This window comes from Acidisoma sp. S159, assembly GCF_009766125.1.
Lineage (GTDB): Bacteria > Pseudomonadota > Alphaproteobacteria > Acetobacterales > Acetobacteraceae > Acidisoma.
The window spans coordinates 142,383-160,591 of sequence record NZ_LMUG01000059.1; the positions used below are offsets into that span (position 1 = coordinate 142,383).

At 65.3% G+C, this 18,209-nt stretch carries 16 protein-coding genes; 13 read left to right on the top strand and 3 right to left on the bottom strand.

Features of this window, described 5'->3' with window-relative positions; all coding sequences use genetic code 11:
* Positions 1-32 precede the first annotated feature (32 nt).
* A complete protein-coding gene (gene gorA, locus GSQ92_RS17445) occupies positions 33-1,415 on the bottom strand; it encodes a glutathione-disulfide reductase (protein WP_158804816.1) in 1,383 nt (460 codons plus the stop codon).
* Positions 1,416-1,582: 167 nt separating this feature from the next.
* Between gorA and GSQ92_RS17450 the strand changes: the two genes are divergently transcribed.
* From GSQ92_RS17450 to hutI, 8 genes are all read left to right on the top strand, one after another.
* On the top strand, positions 1,583-2,701 hold the full coding sequence (locus GSQ92_RS17450) for an FAD-dependent monooxygenase (RefSeq protein WP_158804815.1): 1,119 nt from the start codon (positions 1,583-1,585) through the stop codon (positions 2,699-2,701).
* Positions 2,702-3,006: 305 nt separating this feature from the next.
* Positions 3,007-3,789, top strand: coding sequence for an ABC transporter permease (locus tag GSQ92_RS17455; RefSeq protein ID WP_158804814.1), 783 nt, complete (start codon positions 3,007-3,009; stop codon positions 3,787-3,789).
* Positions 3,786-4,562: an ABC transporter permease gene (locus GSQ92_RS17460; RefSeq protein WP_158804813.1), complete on the top strand. Its 777-nt coding sequence runs from the start codon at positions 3,786-3,788 to the stop codon at positions 4,560-4,562. The genes GSQ92_RS17455 and GSQ92_RS17460 overlap by 4 nt, the downstream gene beginning before the upstream one ends.
* Before the next feature lie 27 nt (positions 4,563-4,589).
* Positions 4,590-5,621: an ABC transporter substrate-binding protein gene (locus GSQ92_RS17465; RefSeq protein WP_158804812.1), complete on the top strand. Its 1,032-nt coding sequence runs from the start codon at positions 4,590-4,592 to the stop codon at positions 5,619-5,621.
* Positions 5,614-6,444 carry an ABC transporter ATP-binding protein gene (locus GSQ92_RS17470; protein WP_158804811.1) on the top strand — a complete coding sequence of 277 codons (831 nt, stop codon included), beginning with the start codon at positions 5,614-5,616 and terminating at the stop codon, positions 6,442-6,444. The genes GSQ92_RS17465 and GSQ92_RS17470 overlap by 8 nt, the downstream gene beginning before the upstream one ends.
* An 83-nt stretch (positions 6,445-6,527) precedes the next feature.
* A complete protein-coding gene (locus GSQ92_RS17475; RefSeq protein WP_254065812.1) occupies positions 6,528-7,856 on the top strand; it encodes an aspartate aminotransferase family protein in 1,329 nt (442 codons plus the stop codon).
* Positions 7,857-8,185: 329 nt separating this feature from the next.
* A complete protein-coding gene (locus GSQ92_RS17480) occupies positions 8,186-8,455 on the top strand; it encodes an HU family DNA-binding protein (RefSeq protein WP_158804810.1) in 270 nt (89 codons plus the stop codon).
* Between the two features lie 50 nt (positions 8,456-8,505).
* Positions 8,506-9,723, top strand: a complete 1,218-nt coding sequence (gene hutI / locus GSQ92_RS17485; protein ID WP_158804809.1) for an imidazolonepropionase — start codon at positions 8,506-8,508, stop codon at positions 9,721-9,723.
* 16 nt (positions 9,724-9,739) lie between these two features.
* Here the strand turns inward: hutI and GSQ92_RS17490 are convergent, their stop codons facing one another.
* Together GSQ92_RS17490 and GSQ92_RS17495 are read right to left on the bottom strand one after the other, a co-directional pair.
* Positions 9,740-9,913 carry a hypothetical protein gene (locus GSQ92_RS17490; RefSeq protein WP_158804808.1) on the bottom strand — a complete coding sequence of 58 codons (174 nt, stop codon included), beginning with the start codon at positions 9,911-9,913 and terminating at the stop codon, positions 9,740-9,742.
* Between the two features lie 3 nt (positions 9,914-9,916).
* Positions 9,917-11,443, bottom strand: a complete 1,527-nt coding sequence (locus tag GSQ92_RS17495; RefSeq protein ID WP_158804889.1) for an FAD-dependent oxidoreductase — start codon at positions 11,441-11,443, stop codon at positions 9,917-9,919.
* A gap of 143 nt (positions 11,444-11,586) precedes the next feature.
* Here GSQ92_RS17495 and GSQ92_RS17500 point away from each other — a divergent pair, with 143 nt between their 5' ends.
* The 5 genes from GSQ92_RS17500 to prfB all read left to right on the top strand — a co-directional run bounded on the left by GSQ92_RS17500 (position 11,587) and on the right by prfB (position 17,909).
* Positions 11,587-12,597, top strand: a complete 1,011-nt coding sequence (locus GSQ92_RS17500; protein ID WP_158804807.1) for a phosphatidylserine/phosphatidylglycerophosphate/cardiolipin synthase family protein — start codon at positions 11,587-11,589, stop codon at positions 12,595-12,597.
* A 22-nt stretch (positions 12,598-12,619) separates the two neighbouring features.
* Entirely contained in the window at positions 12,620-13,282 is a 663-nt protein-coding gene (locus GSQ92_RS17505; RefSeq protein ID WP_158804806.1) for a chromate transporter, read from the top strand.
* Positions 13,279-13,809, top strand: a complete 531-nt coding sequence (locus GSQ92_RS17510) for a chromate transporter (RefSeq protein ID WP_158804805.1) — start codon at positions 13,279-13,281, stop codon at positions 13,807-13,809. Before GSQ92_RS17505 ends, GSQ92_RS17510 begins: the two co-directional genes overlap by 4 nt.
* 354 nt (positions 13,810-14,163) lie before the next feature.
* Entirely contained in the window at positions 14,164-16,722 is a 2,559-nt protein-coding gene (locus GSQ92_RS17515) for a penicillin-binding protein 1A (RefSeq protein WP_254065811.1), read from the top strand.
* Between the two features lie 55 nt (positions 16,723-16,777).
* A protein-coding gene (gene prfB / locus GSQ92_RS17520) for a peptide chain release factor 2 (RefSeq protein ID WP_158804803.1) occupies positions 16,778-17,909 on the top strand; the annotation gives its coding sequence in 2 pieces (ribosomal slippage) (positions 16,778-16,846 and positions 16,848-17,909; 1,131 coding nt in all).
* Positions 17,910-18,209: the final 300 nt, after the last annotated feature.

The window sequence follows — 18,209 nt, forward strand, 5'->3', positions numbered from 1 at the left end:
CCGCGGCTTATCTACCTCAATATGTCAAAAAGCTACTCCGCCGCGGCGGCTTCGTCTGCCACGCCTGCAACGCGGCTGCGCGTCCGCATCGTTACGAACTCCTCGGCGGCAGTGGGGTGGATGCCGATGGTGCTGTCGAAATCCTGCTTGGTGGCGCCCATCCGGATGGCGATGGCGAGTCCCTGCATGATCTCTCCGGCATCTTCCCCGAGCATATGGGCTCCGAGCACCTTCTGGCTCGCCTGATCGACTACGAGCTTCATGACCGTGTGACGATTGCGGCCGGTCATGATGTGGCGCAACGGCCTGAAGCGGCTGAGGTAGATGTCGGTCGCGCCGCGCCGCGCTGCCTCTTCCTCCGTCAGGCCCACGGTCGACAAGGGCGGGCTGGTGAAAACCGCGGTGGGAACGTTGCGATGCGACGCCGTGCGCGGCTTTTGACCGAACAGCGTATCGGCGAGCGCGTGGCCCTCCGCGATCGCGACCGGCGTCAGGTTGAGCCGGTCGGTGACGTCGCCGATGGCATAGATGCCCGGCACATTGGTGTGGCCGCCCTCATCGACCCGCACGGCTCCCTTGTCGTCGAGAGCGACACCCGCCGCCTCCAGGCCGAGGTCGTGCGTATTTGGCACGCGTCCCGTGGTCATCACGACGTAATCGACATGGAGTTTCGTCATGTCCGAGAGATGGACGAAGCGGCCTTCCCGCTCCGCCTCAATCTTGCTGAGCAGCACGCCGTGATGCAGCGAGACGCCCTGGGCGGCCAGAGCCTCGGCCACGGCTTCGCGCATGTCGCCGTCAAAGCCCCGCAGCGGCAGAGGCTGGCGGTAGACGAGATGGACCTTCGTGCCGAGAGCCGCGAAGACGCCGGCGAATTCCACGGCGCTATAGCCGCCGCCAATGATCGCGATGCTCTTGGGGCGCTCAGGCAGGTAGAACAGGTCATCGGTTGTTCCGGCGAGTTCGGCGCCGATACAGACGGGCCTTCGCGGCGTGCCGCCTGTGGCGATGACGATATGTTCCGCCGTCTTGCGGTTGCCGCCGATGTCGAGTGTATGCGGATCGATTAAGCGGACATGCGCCTCGAATTCATGCGCGCCGGCTTTCTGCAGCATGGTCTTGTAGATGTTTTTCAGCCGGTCGATCTGCTCGTCTTTCGCGGCGATGAAGTCTTTCCAGTCATGGCCGCCCTTCACGATGTGCCAGCCGAAGCCGCGCGCATCCTCCGCCCATTGGCCGTATTCCGCGGCTTGAACCATGAGCTTCTTCGGCACGCAGCCGACATTGACGCAGGTCCCGCCCCAGAAGCGCTCCTCGGCGACACCGACGCGAGCGCCGTGGGTGGCCGAGATACGGGCGCAGCGTGTTCCGCCAGAGCCGCCGCCGATGACGAAAAGGTCGAAGTCGTAGGGCATGGGCCGAGTCCGGTTCATGTGGGCAAGTTACTAGACATAGCGTCTCCCAAGGCTCGTTGGGAGGGGCCGATGGTGCGGTGCAAACGCCGGTGCGGTATGTGCGGCGTCAGGCGTGCGGCAGGAGTTTGGGCTGCGCCGAGGCCGTTTCAGAGAAGGAGACCGAACCCATGCCGAAGGTTCTAATTTCCGGCGCCAGTATTGCCGGACCGGCCCTCGCCTATTGGCTTCTCGAGGCCGGCTATGAAGTCACCATTGTCGAACGGGCGCCCGAGCCCCGGCCCGGCGGGCAGGCCATCGACATTCGCGGCCCTGCTTTGGATGTCATCGCCGCGATGGGACTCGGCGAGCGCGTCCCGGCATTGCGGACCCGGATGAAGGGCATGACGGTTCTCGATATCGCGGGCAATGAGATCGAGCGCACCACCGAACGCACGGCGACCGGAGGCCGCTTCGATTCCGGCGATATCGAGATCTTCCGCGATGATCTGGCCGCGTTGCTGCGGGAGGTCTGCGGCAGCCGCCCGCGATACCTATACGGTGATAGTCTTACGGCGTTGGAGACGCGGCCCGATGGCGTGGTGGCATCCTTCAGCCGCCATCCGACGGAAGTGTTCGATCTCGTCCTCGGCGCGGATGGCTTGCATTCCAAGGTCCGGCAGCTTGCCTTCGGTGACGAGGAGCCGTTCCTCCGCCCGCTCGGCGTCGCCTTCGCGATTTGGGCGTCGCCGAACCTGCTCGACCTACAGGATTGGCAGCTCTCTTTTCGCGACGAGACCGCCGGTTACGCGATCTACCCGACCCGCGACAATCGCGAATTGCGGGTCAATATCGGCTTCGCCCTCACATTGGATGAGGAACGGGGGCTCGACCTTGCGGCGCGAAAGGCGCTGATCCGCGAACGCGCCGCCGCGATTGGCGGCCCGGTGCCGCGTGTTCTGGAGACGCTTGAAGCGACGGAGGATCTGTATTTCGGCGCCCTGGCCCAGGTACGGATGCCGAGCTGGTGCAAGGGACGCATCGCGCTGGTGGGTGACGCAGGGTACTGCCCCTCGCCCTTTACGGGCCAAGGCACAAGCCTCGCCCTCATAGGCGCCTTCGTGCTGGCCCGCGAACTGGCGCGCGGCGGCGCCGACCACGAGACGGCTTTCGCCCAATACGAAACGCGTATGCGGCCCTTCGTGAAGGCGAACCAGGATCTTTTGTTCCGTGACCGCGCGGCGCCAGACGCGGATGACGTGTTCAACGAGGCCAAGATGGGGATTAGTTTGGAGGATCTGCTGGGTTGAGGGCTAGTGGTACCCGAAGGCCCCTCAGTTCCGTCATGGCATGCGAAGGCGTGCCATCCACGCCTTGCCTTCGTCGAGCACGGAAGGCGTGGATGCTCGGCCTTCGCCTAGCATGACGTGATTAGGTGGTAACGTGGTTAGTGGGTGACGTGGCGAGTGGTGACGTGGTGATCTGGCGCGCCGTTACTCGGCGGACTGTCAAAGCCACGTAAATCAAACCATACGCAGCCTGTTCGTGAGCCTGACCAAAGCACGATCTACTGACGCCAATTGACTGAGTAGAACGATCCAGATACGGACATAAAATGTCCGCCGAGATTTCGCACCGCCAGCGACTCTTTCTAGGCTCGGTCTCGGTAACCGGGGCCGTTGTGCTGTGGCAGGCGGTCGGCAGCTTCCATCTCGTGCCGAAGGGCCTGCTGGCGACTCCGGCCGAGGTGGTGGCGGCGCTCATCGACATCGCGCGGCACGGCTATCGCGGCACCAGCCTCGGCGAGGATATCGGCGCCACGCTTCTACGCGCGCTGGGTGGCTTCGCCGTCGGTGCCGTGGCCGGCATTCCGCTCGGTCTCTGGATGGGCATGAACCGTTACGCCAGTGCCGGGGCCGATTGGATTGTGCAGTTCCTGCGACCGCTGCCGCCTCTCTCCTTTCTTGTGCTGCTGATGCTCTGGCTGGGGACTGGCGACACCGCCAAGGTCGGGCTGCTGGCGCTGACTGCCTTCCCGATCATCGCGAGCGCGACGCTCGCCGCCGTCACGCAGGTGCCACGGCAGAAAATCCAGGCGGCGCTGTCGCTGGGCGCCAATCGCCGGCAGATCTTCCGCCATGTCCTGCTGCCGGCGGCGCTGCCGCAGATTTCGACGGGGCTGCGCATCGCTCTGGCCGCTGCTTTCTCCACCGTCGTCGCGGCCGAACTCATGGCGGGCAGCGATGGGCTGGGCTGGATGATCTTCTCGGCGAGTCAGTTCCTGCGCAATGACGTCATCCTGCTCGGCATCCTCATCCTTGGCCTGCTGGGGATGGGCCTGAACACCCTGCTGCTCTCCGCCGATCGTGGCCTTATCCATTGGCGCGGCCGCGAATGAGATATCTCCGCGCCCGGCCGCAATGGCTGGTCACCATCGCCGCCATCATCGTGGTGGTTGTGACCTGGGCGGCGGCGACCTGGGGCGGGCTGGTGAGCGACCTGCTGCTGCCGACGCCGGACGAGCTATGGAGCGGTGGGCTGGACCTCATGCTCAACGGCTACAAGGGCTACAGCCTGGGCGGCCATATCGGCCTGAGTCTGCTGCGCGTCGGCCTCGGCTTCGGCATCGGCACCATACTCGGCACGCTGCTCGGGCTGCTGATGGGGGTCTCACCGACCATCGATGCCCTGGCCGCGCCCTTCATCGAGTTCCTCCGGCCGCTGCCGCAGCTTGCCTATCTCGTGCTGCTCATCGTCTGGTTCGGCATCGGCGAGACCCCCAAGATCGTGCTGCTGTTCCTCGCCGCCCTCCCGGTTTCGGCCGTCGCGGCGCGGGACGGGGTGCGCAACGTCTCGCCCGCGCGGGTGCTGGCGGCGAAATCGCTCGGCGCCAGCCGGGCGCAAATCTTTCGCCATGTAGTGCTGCCCTCGGCGCTGGGCGAGATCTTCATCGGCGCCCGGCTCTCCATCGGCATCGTCTATGCGACGCTCATCGCCGCCGAGATGATCGCGGGATCAAGCGGCATCGGCTGGCTGATCCTCGACGCCGGACGGTTTTTGCGCAGCGACTATGTCGTGGCCGGAATCTTGCTCATCGCGGTCATGGGTATCGCGCTCGACCGCCTCCTCATCCTGGCACAGCACCGCATCGTGCATTGGGCCGGCCGCTGAAACGCATACACACATAAGGATATGTGCATGAGTGATCTTCTGATTCCGACCCGGCGCCAGCTCATCGCGGGTGCCGCTGGATTGGCCGCTGCCGCCGCATTGCCGCTGCGGCCGGCGAGGGCGGCGGTGCCGACCATCAATATCGGCTATTTCATCGAGACCAAGCCCACCATGATCGCCAAAGCGCAGGGCTGGTTCGAGGATGAGGCGAAAGCCAAGATCAACTGGATCGAGGTCGCGAGCGGCGCGCAGATCAATGCCGGCGTGGTCGGCGGAAGCATCGATATCGGCATCGGCATCGGCTCCTCGCCGACGGCCGCCGGACTCAGCCAGGGCATCCCCTACAAGCTGATCGCCATGCTGGACAATATCGGCGCCGCCGAGGAGATGACGGTCCGCGCCAGCGACAACATCAAGAGCCCGGCCGATTTCAAGGGCAAGAAGCTCGCGACGCCTTTCGGCTCGACCTCGCATTTCCGCCTGCTTGGCTTTCTCAAGACCAATGGCCTGTCGCTGTCGGATGTGACGGTGCTGGATCTGCCGCCGGAGCAGATCGTCGCCGCCTGGGCGCGCAAGGATATCGACGGCGCCTATGTCTGGAGCCCGGCGAAGGCCAAGCTGCTGGCCGATGGCGGTGAGGTCTACAAGACCTATGATGTGCTAGATGAGAAAGGCTATGTCATCGCCGATCTCATCATCGCGCGGGATGGCTTCGCGCAGCCGCATCCGGAGGCGGTTGTCGGCTTGCTGAAAGCCTATGGCCGGGCGCTGGACCTCTATACCAGCAACCCGACCGAGGCTTCGGCGGTGGTCGGCACTGCGGCGGGTGTCAGTGCGCAGGTCGCCGAGGACAACCTCAAGGAATACGACTTCGTGCCGCTGAAAGAACAGCTCACCGCCAAGTGGTTGGGAACGCCGGGCAAGCCGGGAGCCTTCGCCGAGCAGCTGCAGCACACGGCGGAGTTCCTCGTGGAACAGAAGAGCATTCGCAAGTCGCGGGACCTCGCGGTGTATCAGAAGGGCATCGACACCCAGTATCTGGAGCGCGCGGTTGCCTGATTCCGGGGCGCCCTTGAGCGTCACGCCTTCGGGCGTGACCTCCGCGCCTTTCGTGGAGTTCGCGGGCGTCGCCGTCACCTATGGCGCGGGGACGCCGCAGGCGGTGGCGGCGCTGAGCCCCACCGACCTCGCTTTCGGCCGGGGCGAGTTCATTTGCATCGTCGGCCCCTCCGGTTGCGGCAAGACGACGCTGATGCAGACGCTCGCTGGGTTTTTGCCGCCTACCACAGGTATGGTGAGTGTCGGCGGGCAGGCTGTGCGCGGGCCGGGGCCGGAGCGCGGCGTGGTGTTCCAGCAGGCGGCATTGTTTCCTTGGAAGACGGTCGCCGCCAATGCCGGTTTCGGCCCGGCGATGCGCGGCCTGCCGCGCGCGGTGCAGCGTGAGCGGGTGGAATATTGGCTGCATTCAGTCGGGCTGTGGGAGTTTCGCGACCGCTACCCCTATGAGCTTTCCGGCGGCATGCAGCAGCGCCTCGCCATTGCGCGGGCACTGGCGAACGAGCCCGAGATCCTGCTCATGGACGAACCCTTCGGCGCGCTGGACGCGTTGACTCGTGAAAAGATGCAGGAGGCGCTGCACGAGGTGTGGCGCAGCCGCGGCATGACCGTGCTGTTCATCACGCATAGCGTGGATGAGGCGGTGTATCTCGGCACGGAGATTGTTGTGATGTCGCAGCGCCCGGGCCGGATTTTGGCGCGCATTCCGGCGCCTTTCGCCCGGCAGTCGGCGGATAGTGAGATCCGCCATGTGAAGGCGAGCGCCGACTTCGTCGCGCTGCGGGAGCAGGTGCTGGGTCTGATCTGGGGCGAGAACGCGGTCTAAACCGGGGTTAAAGCCGGGCGCTGGCGAGGGCTTGGCAAGAGGTCTAGTGTCTTCGGCACCCGAATCTCCGCACGAGGCCCCTCATGAACTCAGCTGTCACCTCCAGGTTCAACGAGCCGCTCGAGAACCACTGGATGCCGTACACCGCCAACCGGCAATTCAAGGAGGCGCCGCGTATCATCGTCCGGGCCGAGGGGATCCATTACTGGAACCCGCAGGGTGACCGGCTGATCGACAGCATCTCGGGCCTCTACACGACGCCCGCCGGGCACGGCCGCACCGAGATCCGCGAGGCGGTGAACCGCCAGATGGCCGATCTGGACTACGCGCCCGCCTTCCAGTTTGGCACCCCCGGTTCCTTCCGTCTTGCCACCGAAGTCGCGGCGCTGACGCCGGGGGACCTCAACCGGATCTTCTTTACCGGCGGTGGTTCCGAGGCGGTCGAGACCTCTCTTAAGATCGCCATCAACTACCATCGCGCGCGCGGCGAGGGTCAGCGCTTGCGGCTGGTCGGGCGCGAGAAGGGTTATCACGGCGTCAACTTCGGCGGCTGGTCGGTCGGCGGCATGGTGAAAAATCGCCAGATGTTCGGCATGGGCCTGCCCGGGGTCTCGCATATTCGCCACACCATGATCCCCGAGAACCGCTTCCAGATCGGCCAGGGCGAGCATGGCGGCGAGGCGCTCGCCGACGACTTACAGCGCCAGGTCGATCTCTACGGCGGAGACACGATCGCCGCCTGCATCGTCGAGCCGATCGCGGGCTCGGTCGGCATCCTGGTGCCGCCCAAGGGCTATCTCGAGCGGCTGCGCGCGATCTGTGACAAGCACGGCATCCTGCTGATTTTCGATGAGGTCATCTGCGGCTTCGGCCGCACCGGCCATGCTTTCGGCGCCACGGCCTTCGGCGTCACACCCGACATCATGTGCATGGCCAAGGCCATCAACAACGGCAATATTCCGATGGGCGCCGTCGCCGTGCGTGAGGGCATTTGCGATGCCATCATGGATATCGCCGCGCCTGACGCTATCGAGTTCTTCCACGGCTACACCTATTCGGCCCATCCCGTGGCTTGCGCCGCGGCCATCGCGACGCTGCGGATCTACCAGGATGACGGGCTGTTTGAACGAGCCCGCACGCTGGCTCCCTACTTTCTAGAACAGATCGCCAAGATGAAAGATGTCGGAATTGTAACTGACACGCGAGGGTACGGCTTGCTCGGCGCTTTCGATCTCGCGGCCGGCGCGTCGCCTGGTGCGCGGGGCTTCGAACTTCTCAAGCGCTGCTTCGAAATCGGGCTTGTCACGCGAGTCTCCGGCGATACCGTCATCCTTGCGCCGCCCTTCATCTGCAAGGAAACCGATATCGATCAGATGTTCGATATCCTGCGGAGCGTGCTCGCGACCTTCTAACGCTGCGAGTCAGCCGTCGCGTTTGTAACAAATGATAACAGACGCGACGGCGCGATTCGCAATCTCCCCGACCCTGACTTCGACTCCCGATGCCCGCGCGAGGCTTTATTCCCTGTCAAGCGGCGCATACTTCCGGGCAGCGATGCAATGCCAAGGTTAGTTACCGATTCCTTCGCCTGACAGTGCAAACTTTCTCTTCGCCCGAGAAAACCGTTGACGTGTCAGGAGCAATGCGGAACAAGCGCGGGGATACGCCCAAGGTATCTTTCAGGATTCGCGGCGCTTTCGGCTCGGTTCGCCGGTGCCCCGCTTAATTAAAGAGGTTTCTAATGTCGAAAGCGTTCCTGGCCCAGGTGATCCAAGAGTCGGCTGAGACCACGGGCGTCGCCGCGAACCGCGCGGCTGGCGACCTCATGCAGGCGATCGTTCGCGAGTTGAAGAAGAGCGGCCGCTTCACCCTGCCGAGCTTCGGAACCTTCATTGTGCGCAAGACCAAGGCTCGCAAGGGCCTCAATCCCCGCACGGGCGAGTCGATCAAGGTGAAGGCCGGCAAGACCGTGCGCTTCAAGGCTTCGCCCACGCTCAAGAAGGTCGTCTGAATTACGCGAAGGCGCTAGCCTCGATACTTTGAGGCTAGCGGAGACTCTATATGGCCGGCGCATCCTTCGATCGCATCTGGACCGGCGCGCGGCTCGCGACGCTGGCGGTTGAGCGGCCCGGTCTTGGGATTGTCGACAAAGGCGCGGTCGCCGCGTCGGGTGGCCGCATCGTTTTTGCCGGTGCCGAGGCAGATCTCCCGCAAGGCTGGTCAGCCGGTGAAACCATCAGGCTCGGCGGGCGGTGGATAACGCCCGGACTGGTCGACTGTCACACCCATATCGTTTTTGCCGGCAGCCGTGCCGCCGAATGGGAAATGCGCCTCGCGGGCGCGAGCTATGAGGCGATTTCCCGTGCTGGTGGCGGTATCCGATCCTCCGTCGCCGCCGCTCGCGATGCAAGCGATGCGGAGCTTCTCGCGCAAACCCTCCCGCGGGTAGATCGGCTGATCGCGGAAGGTGTCACCACAATCGAAGTAAAATCAGGCTACGGGCTTTCGACCGCGAGCGAGATGAAGCTGCTGCGGGTCGCGCGGCGGCTCGGAATTGAGCGGAACCTTGGCGTGCGCACAACGTTTCTCGGCGCGCATGCATTGCCGGCGGAAGCGGAAGGTGACCGCGATCGATATATAGATTTAGTGTGTAACGAAATGTTGCCAGCGGTCGCGGCAGCCAAACTCGCTGACGCGGTGGACGGATTTTGCGAGAGCATTGCTTTTTCGCCTGAGCAGATTGCTCTTGTCTTTGAGCAAGCCCGTGCCGCCGGCCTGCCGGTGAAGCTCCATGCGGATCAACTGACTAATTCGGGCGGTGCTGCTCTTGCGGCCAAGTTCGGCGCGCTGTCGGCCGATCATCTCGAATACACTGATGAGGCGGGTGCCAAGGCAATGCGAAACGCCGGTACCGTCGCTGTCTTGCTGCCAGGCGCCTATTACATGTTGCGCGAACGTCAGGCGCCGCCCGTCGAAATCTTCCGCCGCCTCGGCGTTCCGATGGCGGTGTCGACGGATTGCAATCCCGGCACGGCGCCGCTGGTCTCGCTGCTGCTGACGATGAACATGGCTGCTGTCCTGTTCGGGCTTACCGTGGACGAGGTGCTGGCGGGTGTCACGCGCGAGGCGGCGCGCGCGCTCGGACTTTGGGACGAAATTGGTTCGATAGAGCCGGGCAAGGCCTGCGATCTCGCCATCTGGAATGTGGAGCGGCCGGCAGAGATCTTCCACACGCTCGGGGGCAACCCGCTTTTCGCACGCGTTCGGGGCGGCGCCTAGTCCAAGTCGCGGAGGACTATGCGTCTGACTTTTGGCTCCGCTCGATTGGCGGACCGTCGAGGCTTTCCGGACCGCCGCGCGTTTCGCTTTCCGGGCCGATGCTGCGGCGCGGCGGCACTGGCTTCGTCGCGGGATGCGGATCCTCGCCATCGCTCGCGGCGTCGGAGATCGGGATGTCGTCCATCGTCATCGCTCAGCACTCCATGATCAGCGCTTGCGCCTCCGCGACGGGCAGTGGGCGGCGCAAGCCGTCGGAGAGAACAGCCATGGCTCGCTCGCGCTGACAAGCGACGGCCGCGCGCACCTCACCATCCTTCGCCAGCAGGACGACGAAGGTGAGGCTGCCGAGATCACCCAGGACAATCTCCTCGTCCCAATGTCGCGGGTCGCCGAGGCATTCGACGCGATGGCCATAATGCTGGGTCCAGAAGAAGGGAACGTCGTCGTAGCTGATTTCGGCGCCGAGCATGTTGCGGGCCGCCAGCCGCGCCTGTTGCTGCGCATAGCGCCAATGCTCGATCCGGCGGCTTTCGCCATGGAGCGGCATCGCCGCGATGTCGCCGGCGGCATAGATGCCGGGCGCCGCGCGCAGGCCAGCATCTACGGTCAAGCCGCCATCATTGCCGAGCGCAATGCCCTGCACGAATTCGGTGCGAGGCCGGATGCCGAGGCCGAGCAGCACGAGATCGGCCGTGAGACTTCCGCCATCGTCGAGCGTGAGCGTGGCGCCCTGCGGACCATCGGCAATGGCGACGGCTCTGCGGGCCTTGCGAAAGGCGACACCGTTTTCCTCATGCAGACGGAGCAGCCGCCCGCCCGCCGCCGGCCCGATCTGCTCGGCGAAAGGCGCGGATTGGGAGGTCACGACCGTGACAGCGACGCCGCGGGTTCGAAATGCGGACGCCGCCTCCATGCCGATGAAGCCGCCGCCGAGGAGCACGGCATGGGCGACCGTCCCGTGAGCCTTCAGCGCCTCGTGGATGGCCACGGCATCCTCGCGGTTCCGCAGCACATGCACGCGGGGGCCGCTGGCGCCGGGAATGTCCGGCCTGCGCGGCGTGCCGCCGGTGGCGATGAGGGCCGCATCGAAGGAGATGGCTTGGCCCTTGCAGAGCACGACCTTCTGGTCCGTGGTGTCCAACCGCGCGACCTTCTCCACAACGCGCTCGATCGCCAAGGCGGCGAGGGTGGCATCGTCTCGGAGCAGGGGGGTTTCCGCCGCGGGCATCTCGCCGGAGACTACGAATTTGCTGAGCGCCGTGCGGTCATAGGGTGCCTCGGGGCCGATCAGCACCAGGCGGCCCGCGAAGCCTGCCTCTCTCAGCGCGCAGGCCCCGGCGGTTCCAGCCGCGCCCGCGCCGATGACAACAAAGACGGGATGGTCGCTGCCGGCAGCTGTGCGGGGTAACGGCGGCTCGGCCTCAGACGAGACCAGAACGGCGTCGCCCTCGATCCGGGTCGGATAACGCCGCAGGCTCTCGAGCGGCGGCGGTTCGAGCAAGCGGCCATCGGCTATGGCGAAGCTGCCCTTATGCCAGGGGCAAATCAGCCGGCCGTTGCAGATGGCACCTTCCGCCAGCGGAGCGCCGGCATGGGGACATTTTCCGGAAAAGGCGCGGACCTCGGAGCCGTTGCGGATAAGCACGAATGAATCGTCGCCCAGCATCACGCCAAACGGTCGATTCTCGGCGATCTCCGCCAGCCGTGCGACCTGCTGCATCTCTGCCACCGCCAGCCTCCCCCGTCTCAAGAGGCCAAGTGGGGGCCGGGCCGCCGGCCTCCAGGGGGATCTCCGGGTCAAGGCTTGCTTTTCTTAACGAAACCTCCTCGACTTCGGACAACAGGGGGGACAGAAGACCGCCTATGGACAATGATATCGGGGTCAAGTTTATCGACGGCGCGCGGGCGATCGTGCAGCCAGACGACGGTACCGCGCCGGTGCGTGAACTCATTGATGGGGCGAAGCGCACCATCCTTCTCAAGATGTTCACATTTACGATCGATGATATCGCCGAGAGCCTGATCGCCGCGCAGAAGCGCGGGGTGGATGTGCGGGTGATGCTCAACCCGGCACGCTCTTCCGGCAGCCGGGCGAATGACGACATGCGGGCGAGGCTGCATGACGGCGGCATCACAGTCGCTTGGAGCAGCCCCGCCTTCGCCGTGACCCATGAGAAGTCGATGGTGGTCGATGGGCGAACCGCGATGATCGCCACCTTCAACTACGGCGAGAAATATTTCACCGCCACCCGCGATTACGGCATCCTGACCGAGGACACTGGTGTCGTCGCCGAGATCGAGGAGGGCTTCCACGCCGACTGGGAGAGGCGGGAGTTCGCGCCCCCGGCCACCGGCCCGCTGCTCTGGAGCAACCGCGACTCACGGGTGCTGATGTGCGCCTTCATCGACCGGGCCAAGCATACGCTCGACGTGCAGCACCCGAAATTCGTCGATGCGACAGTGTTGGAGCGGGTGGTTCAGGCCAATGAGCGCGGGGTACGCGTGCGGGTGCTCTGCGGCGGCAAGCACGGCATCAGCGCCTGGGATATCCTCGACACCTTCGCCTCGCTCCGGCTCATGAAGCTGCACGGCATCAAGATCCGCAAGCAGAAGAAGCTCCGCCTGCATGCCAAGCTGCTGCTGGCTGATGGCAAGCGCGTGCTCACCGGCTCGATGAACATCGACCGCAGTGCCTTCGACCTCCGCCGCGAACTCGGCTGCCTGGTGGACGACAAGGAGGTCGTCGAGCGGCTGCAGACGGTCTTCCAGCAGGACTGGCACGACGGCTCGCATTACGATCCGCCCGATCCGCTGAGCGTGCATCTGGTCGAGGAAGACGATCACGCCCACGATCCCGAATTGGTTCACGAGTGACCTTCCCGAAGAGGGAGACCGCATGAACGACATTTCGCCCCAGGTGGTGGATGGCAAGGCGGCTGATCCCGCCGCGCAGGAGGGCGAACTGCCGAAGGTGCCGGCGTGGCAGCTCGCGGTGACCTTCAACGAGATCGCGTTGTCGAGCTTCGGCGGCGGGCTTTCCGCATGGTCGCGGGAGATGGTGGTGTCCCGGCGCGGCTGGATGACGGATGCCGAGTTCCTCAGCGCGATGACGATCTGCCGCATCCTGCCTGGTGCCAATCAGGTCAATGTCGCGGTCTTCGTCGGCACCAAACTGGCTGGCGCGCGAGGGGCGGCCGGGGCGCTGGTCGGGTTGATCACCGTGCCGACGCTGCTGCTGGTCGGCATTGCCGCGATCTACGCGATCTTTCAGAAGTCGCCGATTCTGCACCATGTGCTAGGCGGCTTCGCCGCCGCCGCCATCGCGATGACGCTCTCCATGGTTTGGCGCACCGGGCGATCGACGTTGACCTCGGTCATGCCCATCCTGCTGTTTGCAGCGACCTTCGTTCTCAACGGCATCCTGCGCTGGCCGCTGTGGTGGACCCTGGCGATCACGGCGCCGATCGGCATCGCCTGGGCCTGGCGGCAGGCGGCGCCGGCGAAACCTACGCCGCCCGGACCATCGCTGGAAGTGACGCCGGGGAGCGCCGCGCCATGACACTGACCCTCGCGCTGCAGCTCTGCCAGGTTTTCGGCATCACCTCGCTGCTCGCCTTCGGCGGCGGCAATGCGGTGATCCCGCAGTTCCAGATGCTGACGGTCGAGCATTACCACTGGCTCACCAGCCGTCAGTTCACCGATGCCTTCGCCATCGCCCAGGCGGCTCCGGGGCCGAGCACCCTTATCGTCAGCCTGCTGGGTTATCGTGCGGGCGGCGTGTGGGGCGCGCTGATCGCGACCGCCGCCATGGTCGTGCCGACCAGCATCATCGTCTATGTCATGGCGAGGCTGTGGAATGCAGGGCATGGCGAGCACCGCCTGCGTCATGCGGTGCAGAACGGCATGGCGCCGATCGCGGTGGGTCTGATTCTGGCCGGCGGCCTGGTCGTCGCGCGGGAGGCTGAAAGCTCGATCTTGCAACTGGCGATGACGGCGGTCGCGACGATCATTCTTTGCGCGTCCAAGGTTAACCCGCTGATTGTGGCGGTGTGCTGTGGCGTGCTGGGCGGGCTGCTGTCCGCCTGAGAAGCGTGATCTTCCCTCCTGCAAGGGAGGAGCGGGGGTGGGTCCGGTGCTGCGGCGAGACCTTGATCATCGGCGCCCGGACGAACCCACCCCCGACCCCTCCCTTTCAGGGATGGGAGTGCTGACGGGCTTGAGTTTGATGAGATCACGCAAAACGCGTATTATTAACCGGTTCTCTAAGCCTTTTCGCCCGATGCCATATGTCGAGGCCACCGGCTAGAACTCGAAAGCTGCGCCAGACGTATCATATCTGCTAGACGGGCGGCGATCCGCCTGCCGCGATCCTGCGACCAGGAGGCGGACGCCGCTGAGAGAGACCATGCTATGCCCGGGCCATTGAGAGCCGGCGATCCCATGATGCCGCGCCCTAGCCAAGATGGGGTTAGGCCGCCCGCGCCCGTCGCACCGCAAATCGGCGGTGGGCGTGAGAAGCGCCCACGTAATAGCCGCAAGCGCGCCCGGACCGGCCTTGGGCTGGTTGCCGCTCGTGCGGTCACAAGCCTCTTTGCCCTAGCGGGCGTCCTCGTGGTCGGTGGCGGCATTGCTGGCTACGCGGTCTTCCACCGTTACACGGCCGACCTGCCGGGCGTGGATGGGCTGCGGACCTATCAGCCGCCGGTGATGAGCCGCATCTATGCCAGCGACATGCAGCTCATGGCGGAACTCGCGACCGAGCGCCGCATCTACACGCCCTTCGCCGATATCCCGCCGCAGCTCGCCCAGGCCTTCATCTCGGCCGAGGATCAGAACTACTGGCACCACCCCGGCATCGACCCCGTCGCCATCGCACGCGCGGCGGTGACCGATATCGCCAAGATGGGCAGCGGCAAGCGGCCGATTGGCGCCTCGACCATCACGCAGCAGGTCGCCAAGAACATTCTGCTACAGAATCACATCAATTTTGGCACGAAGATCAAAGAAGCGATCCTCGCCTTGCGCATCGACCGGGCGATGAGCAAGCAACGCGTGCTCGAGATCTATCTCAACGAGATCTATCTCGGCGAGCAGTCCTATGGCGTGACTTCGGCGGCCGGAACCTATTTCGGCAAGCCGCTCGACCAGCTGAGCATCGCGCAGGATGCGATGCTCGCCTCGCTGCCCAAGGCGCCCAACAACTACGACCCCTATCATCAGCCTCAGGCGGCGCTGACGCGGCGCAACTGGGTGATCGACCGCATGGCGGATGACGGCGCCATCACCCATGAGCAGGCGGTCGCCGCCAAGGCCGAGCCTCTGGTGCCGCGTGCCGCCAGCCGTCCGGCAACGGTCGCCGGGGCCGGCTACTTCGTCGATACGGTGCGCCAGCAGCTCGTCGCGCTGTTCGGCGAGAAGCGGGCGACCGATGGCGGCCTCGTCGTCCATACCAGCTTCAACCCGACCCTGCAGGCGGCCGCCGAGACCTCGCTGCGCCGCGGCCTCACCGAATACGATCGCAGCCATGACGGCTGGCGCGGCCCGGTGACGCAGATCGATATCACCACCGGCGATTGGGGCCCTGCGCTCGCCGCCGTGCAGGTCCCGCCGGGCATTCTGCCGGATTGGCGCCTCGGCGTGGTGCTGGCGGAGACGCCGGTGCAGGCCTCCATCGGCTGGCTCGATCCTGGCGCCAACGCGCGCGATCCCGGCGCCGCACGCCATCGCGGCGACCTGCGCTTCGCGGGTGTCCGCTGGGCGCGCCATGCCGGACCCTTCGGCACCAACCTCGGCCCTGGCCCTCGCCGCATGGCGGATGTCGTCAAGCCGGGCGATGTCGTGATGATCCAGCCCTCGGACGAGCCGGGTTCCGAGGATGTCGCATTGCGCCAGATCCCGCAGGTTCAAGGCGCGCTGCTGAGCATGGACCCATCGACCGGCCGGGTTCTGGCCATGGTGGGCGGCTGGAGCCATGATCTCAGCCAGTTCAACCGCGTGACCCAGGCGCAGCGCCAGCCGGGCAGTAGCTTCAAGCCGCTCGTCTATCTGACAGCCATGGAGCAGAATATCGCGCCGGATGCGAGCGTGCTGGACGCGCCTTTCGTGGTGAACATGGGCTCCGCCGGCGAATACCGCCCCGGCAATTACGAGGAAGGCTTCCTCGGCCCGATTCCGCTGCATGTGGCGCTGGAGCAATCGATCAACCTCGCGACCCTGCATCTCGCGGCGCGGCTGGGCCTGTCATCTGTCGCCAAGACCGCGCAGGATTTTGGCGTGGTCGATAAGATGCCGCTGCTCTACCCGGCGGTTCTTGGCGCCATCGAGACGACGATGCTCAGGCTCGGCACCGCCTATGCGGAATTCAGCCAGATGGGGCGCCAGGTTGCGCCGAGCTTCATCGATCGGGTCGAGGATGCGCAGGGCAATATCATCTACCGCGCCCCCGGCACCGGTTGTGACAACTGCGCCGCCCCCGCGATGGATCAGCCGCCTGCGCTGACCTATGGCGGGGCGCAGCTCGCCGACCCCGCGAGCGTCGCGCAGCTCGTCACCATGATGAAGGGAGTGATGGTGCGCGGCACCGGCCGTGTGGCGAACGCGGGTCTCGCCGCCTGGCAGGTCGCCGGTAAGACCGGCACGACCGAGAACTTCCAGGACGCCTGGTTCACCGGTTTCACGCCCACCCGGATGACCTCCGTCTGGGTCGGCTTCGACCAGCCCCAGAGCCTCGGCGACAACGAGCAGGGTGCCACCGTCGCCGGTCCGATCTGGAATCGCTACATGACCGTGGCGCTCAAGGATCAGCCGCAGATTCCGTTCACCCTGCCGCCCGGCGTCAGCCTGCGCAGTACCGGCGGGATTATGGAGGCCTTCAAGACTAACGAAAGCGGCGGCGGCAGCGTGAGTGTGGCGCAAGGCAGTGCGCCGGATACCAGCGGCGGCGGCGGTTCCAGCGGCAGCAGCGGTGGTCTCGACAACGCGGTGGGCGGCCTTTATTAGCGCGCCATCGCGCCGCTCCTTCGGCCGCCTCCCCCTTTGCCGTGATTGAAAGCCAATGTCCGCGGAATCCGACGCCCTCTCCGAACAGATCAAGCAGTCGGTGGCACTGCTGAGGAGGCATCTTTGACTGGGATGTCGCCGTCGCTCGCCTCGACGAGCTGAACACCCTCGCCGAAGACCCCGCCCTCTGGAATGATTCCTCTGCCGCGCAGGTGATGCTGCGGGAGCGCACGCGGCTTGCCACCAGCATCGACGGGCTGCGCGCGCTCGAGCGTGACGTGGCCGATGCGGTGGGCCTCATCGAAATGGGCGAGAGCGAGGGCGATGCGGGCATCGTTGCCGAGTCTCTCGCGAGCCTCAACCGCTTGGCCGAGACCTCCAAGCGCCTGGAGATCGAGAGCCTGTTGTCCGGCGAGGCCGATGCCAACGACGCCTATCTCGAGATCAACGCCGGTGCCGGCGGCACTGAGGCGCAGGATTGGGCCGAGATGCTCCAGCGCATGTATCTGCGCTGGGCCGAGCAACACGGCTACAAGGTGCAGTTCCTCGAAACCTCCGAGGGCGAGCAGGCCGGTATCAAGTCGGTGACCATGCAGGTGACCGGTCCCAGCGCTTATGGCTGGCTCAAGACCGAGGCCGGAGTGCATCGTCTCGTTCGTATCAGCCCTTTCGATGCGGCGGCCCGGCGCCAGACCAGCTTCGCGAGCGTCTGGGTCTATCCCGTGGTGGACGACACGATCGAGATCGAGATCAACCCGGCGGACCTCAAAGTCGATACCTTCCGGGCGTCCGGCGCTGGCGGCCAGCACGTCAACAAGACCGAAAGCGCGATCCGGATCACCCATATCCCGACCGGCATCGTCGTTGCCTGTCAGACCGACCGCAGCCAGCATCGCAACCGCGCGACCGCCATGGCGATGCTGAAGGCGCGGATGTACGAGGCGGAGCTGCAGAAGCAGGAAGCCGCCGCCGATGCGGTGGCCGCGTCGAAGACGGATATCGGCTGGGGCCATCAGATCCGCAGCTACGTGCTGGCACCCTATCAGCTCGTGAAAGACCTGCGGACCAATGTCGAGCGCGGCAATCCGGCAGCGGTGCTGGATGGCGACCTCGACGAATTCATGGCCGCCGCCCTCGCCGCCCGCGTCGGCGCCACGCGCAGCGAGGCAAGCGCCTCCGCGCGTTAGCTTAGCCTTCCGCTCCGTTGCACGGAGGGGTGGAGATAGCGCCCTCTCATCCACTTCGGCCCTTTTGAGCAGATTGTCTCAGGTTCGCGCTGTGTCCATTCCACCACGTCATGCTCGGCGAAGGCCGAGCATCCACGCCTTCGCTTGCGTTACGAAGGCAAGGCGTGGATGGCACGCCTTCGCGTGCCATGACGGATCTCTGGGTCGCGGTTCAATATCAGAGTATGCCTCCGCCGAAGGCCGCCTGGGCGGGCACCGCTTGCCGCTTTAAGTAGCACTTTAAGGCGGCGGTTGAGGTGG

Coding starts and splice junctions, on each gene's coding strand:
- GSQ92_RS17465 (WP_158804812.1), top strand. CDS start 4,590: ATGAGTGATCTTCTGATTCCGACCCGGCGCCAGCTCATCGCGGGTGCC.
- GSQ92_RS17505 (WP_158804806.1), top strand. CDS start 12,620: ATGAACGACATTTCGCCCCAGGTGGTGGATGGCAAGGCGGCTGATCCC.
- GSQ92_RS17450 (WP_158804815.1), top strand. CDS start 1,583: ATGCCGAAGGTTCTAATTTCCGGCGCCAGTATTGCCGGACCGGCCCTC.
- GSQ92_RS17490 (WP_158804808.1), bottom strand. CDS start 9,913: ATGACGATGGACGACATCCCGATCTCCGACGCCGCGAGCGATGGCGAG.
- GSQ92_RS17475 (WP_254065812.1), top strand. CDS start 6,528: ATGAACTCAGCTGTCACCTCCAGGTTCAACGAGCCGCTCGAGAACCAC.
- GSQ92_RS17480 (WP_158804810.1), top strand. CDS start 8,186: ATGTCGAAAGCGTTCCTGGCCCAGGTGATCCAAGAGTCGGCTGAGACC.
- GSQ92_RS17460 (WP_158804813.1), top strand. CDS start 3,786: ATGAGATATCTCCGCGCCCGGCCGCAATGGCTGGTCACCATCGCCGCC.
- GSQ92_RS17455 (WP_158804814.1), top strand. CDS start 3,007: ATGTCCGCCGAGATTTCGCACCGCCAGCGACTCTTTCTAGGCTCGGTC.
- GSQ92_RS17510 (WP_158804805.1), top strand. CDS start 13,279: ATGACACTGACCCTCGCGCTGCAGCTCTGCCAGGTTTTCGGCATCACC.
- GSQ92_RS17500 (WP_158804807.1), top strand. CDS start 11,587: ATGGACAATGATATCGGGGTCAAGTTTATCGACGGCGCGCGGGCGATC.
- gorA (WP_158804816.1), bottom strand. CDS start 1,415: ATGCCCTACGACTTCGACCTTTTCGTCATCGGCGGCGGCTCTGGCGGA.
- GSQ92_RS17515 (WP_254065811.1), top strand. CDS start 14,164: ATGATGCCGCGCCCTAGCCAAGATGGGGTTAGGCCGCCCGCGCCCGTC.
- GSQ92_RS17495 (WP_158804889.1), bottom strand. CDS start 11,443: ATGCAGCAGGTCGCACGGCTGGCGGAGATCGCCGAGAATCGACCGTTT.
- hutI (WP_158804809.1), top strand. CDS start 8,506: ATGGCCGGCGCATCCTTCGATCGCATCTGGACCGGCGCGCGGCTCGCG.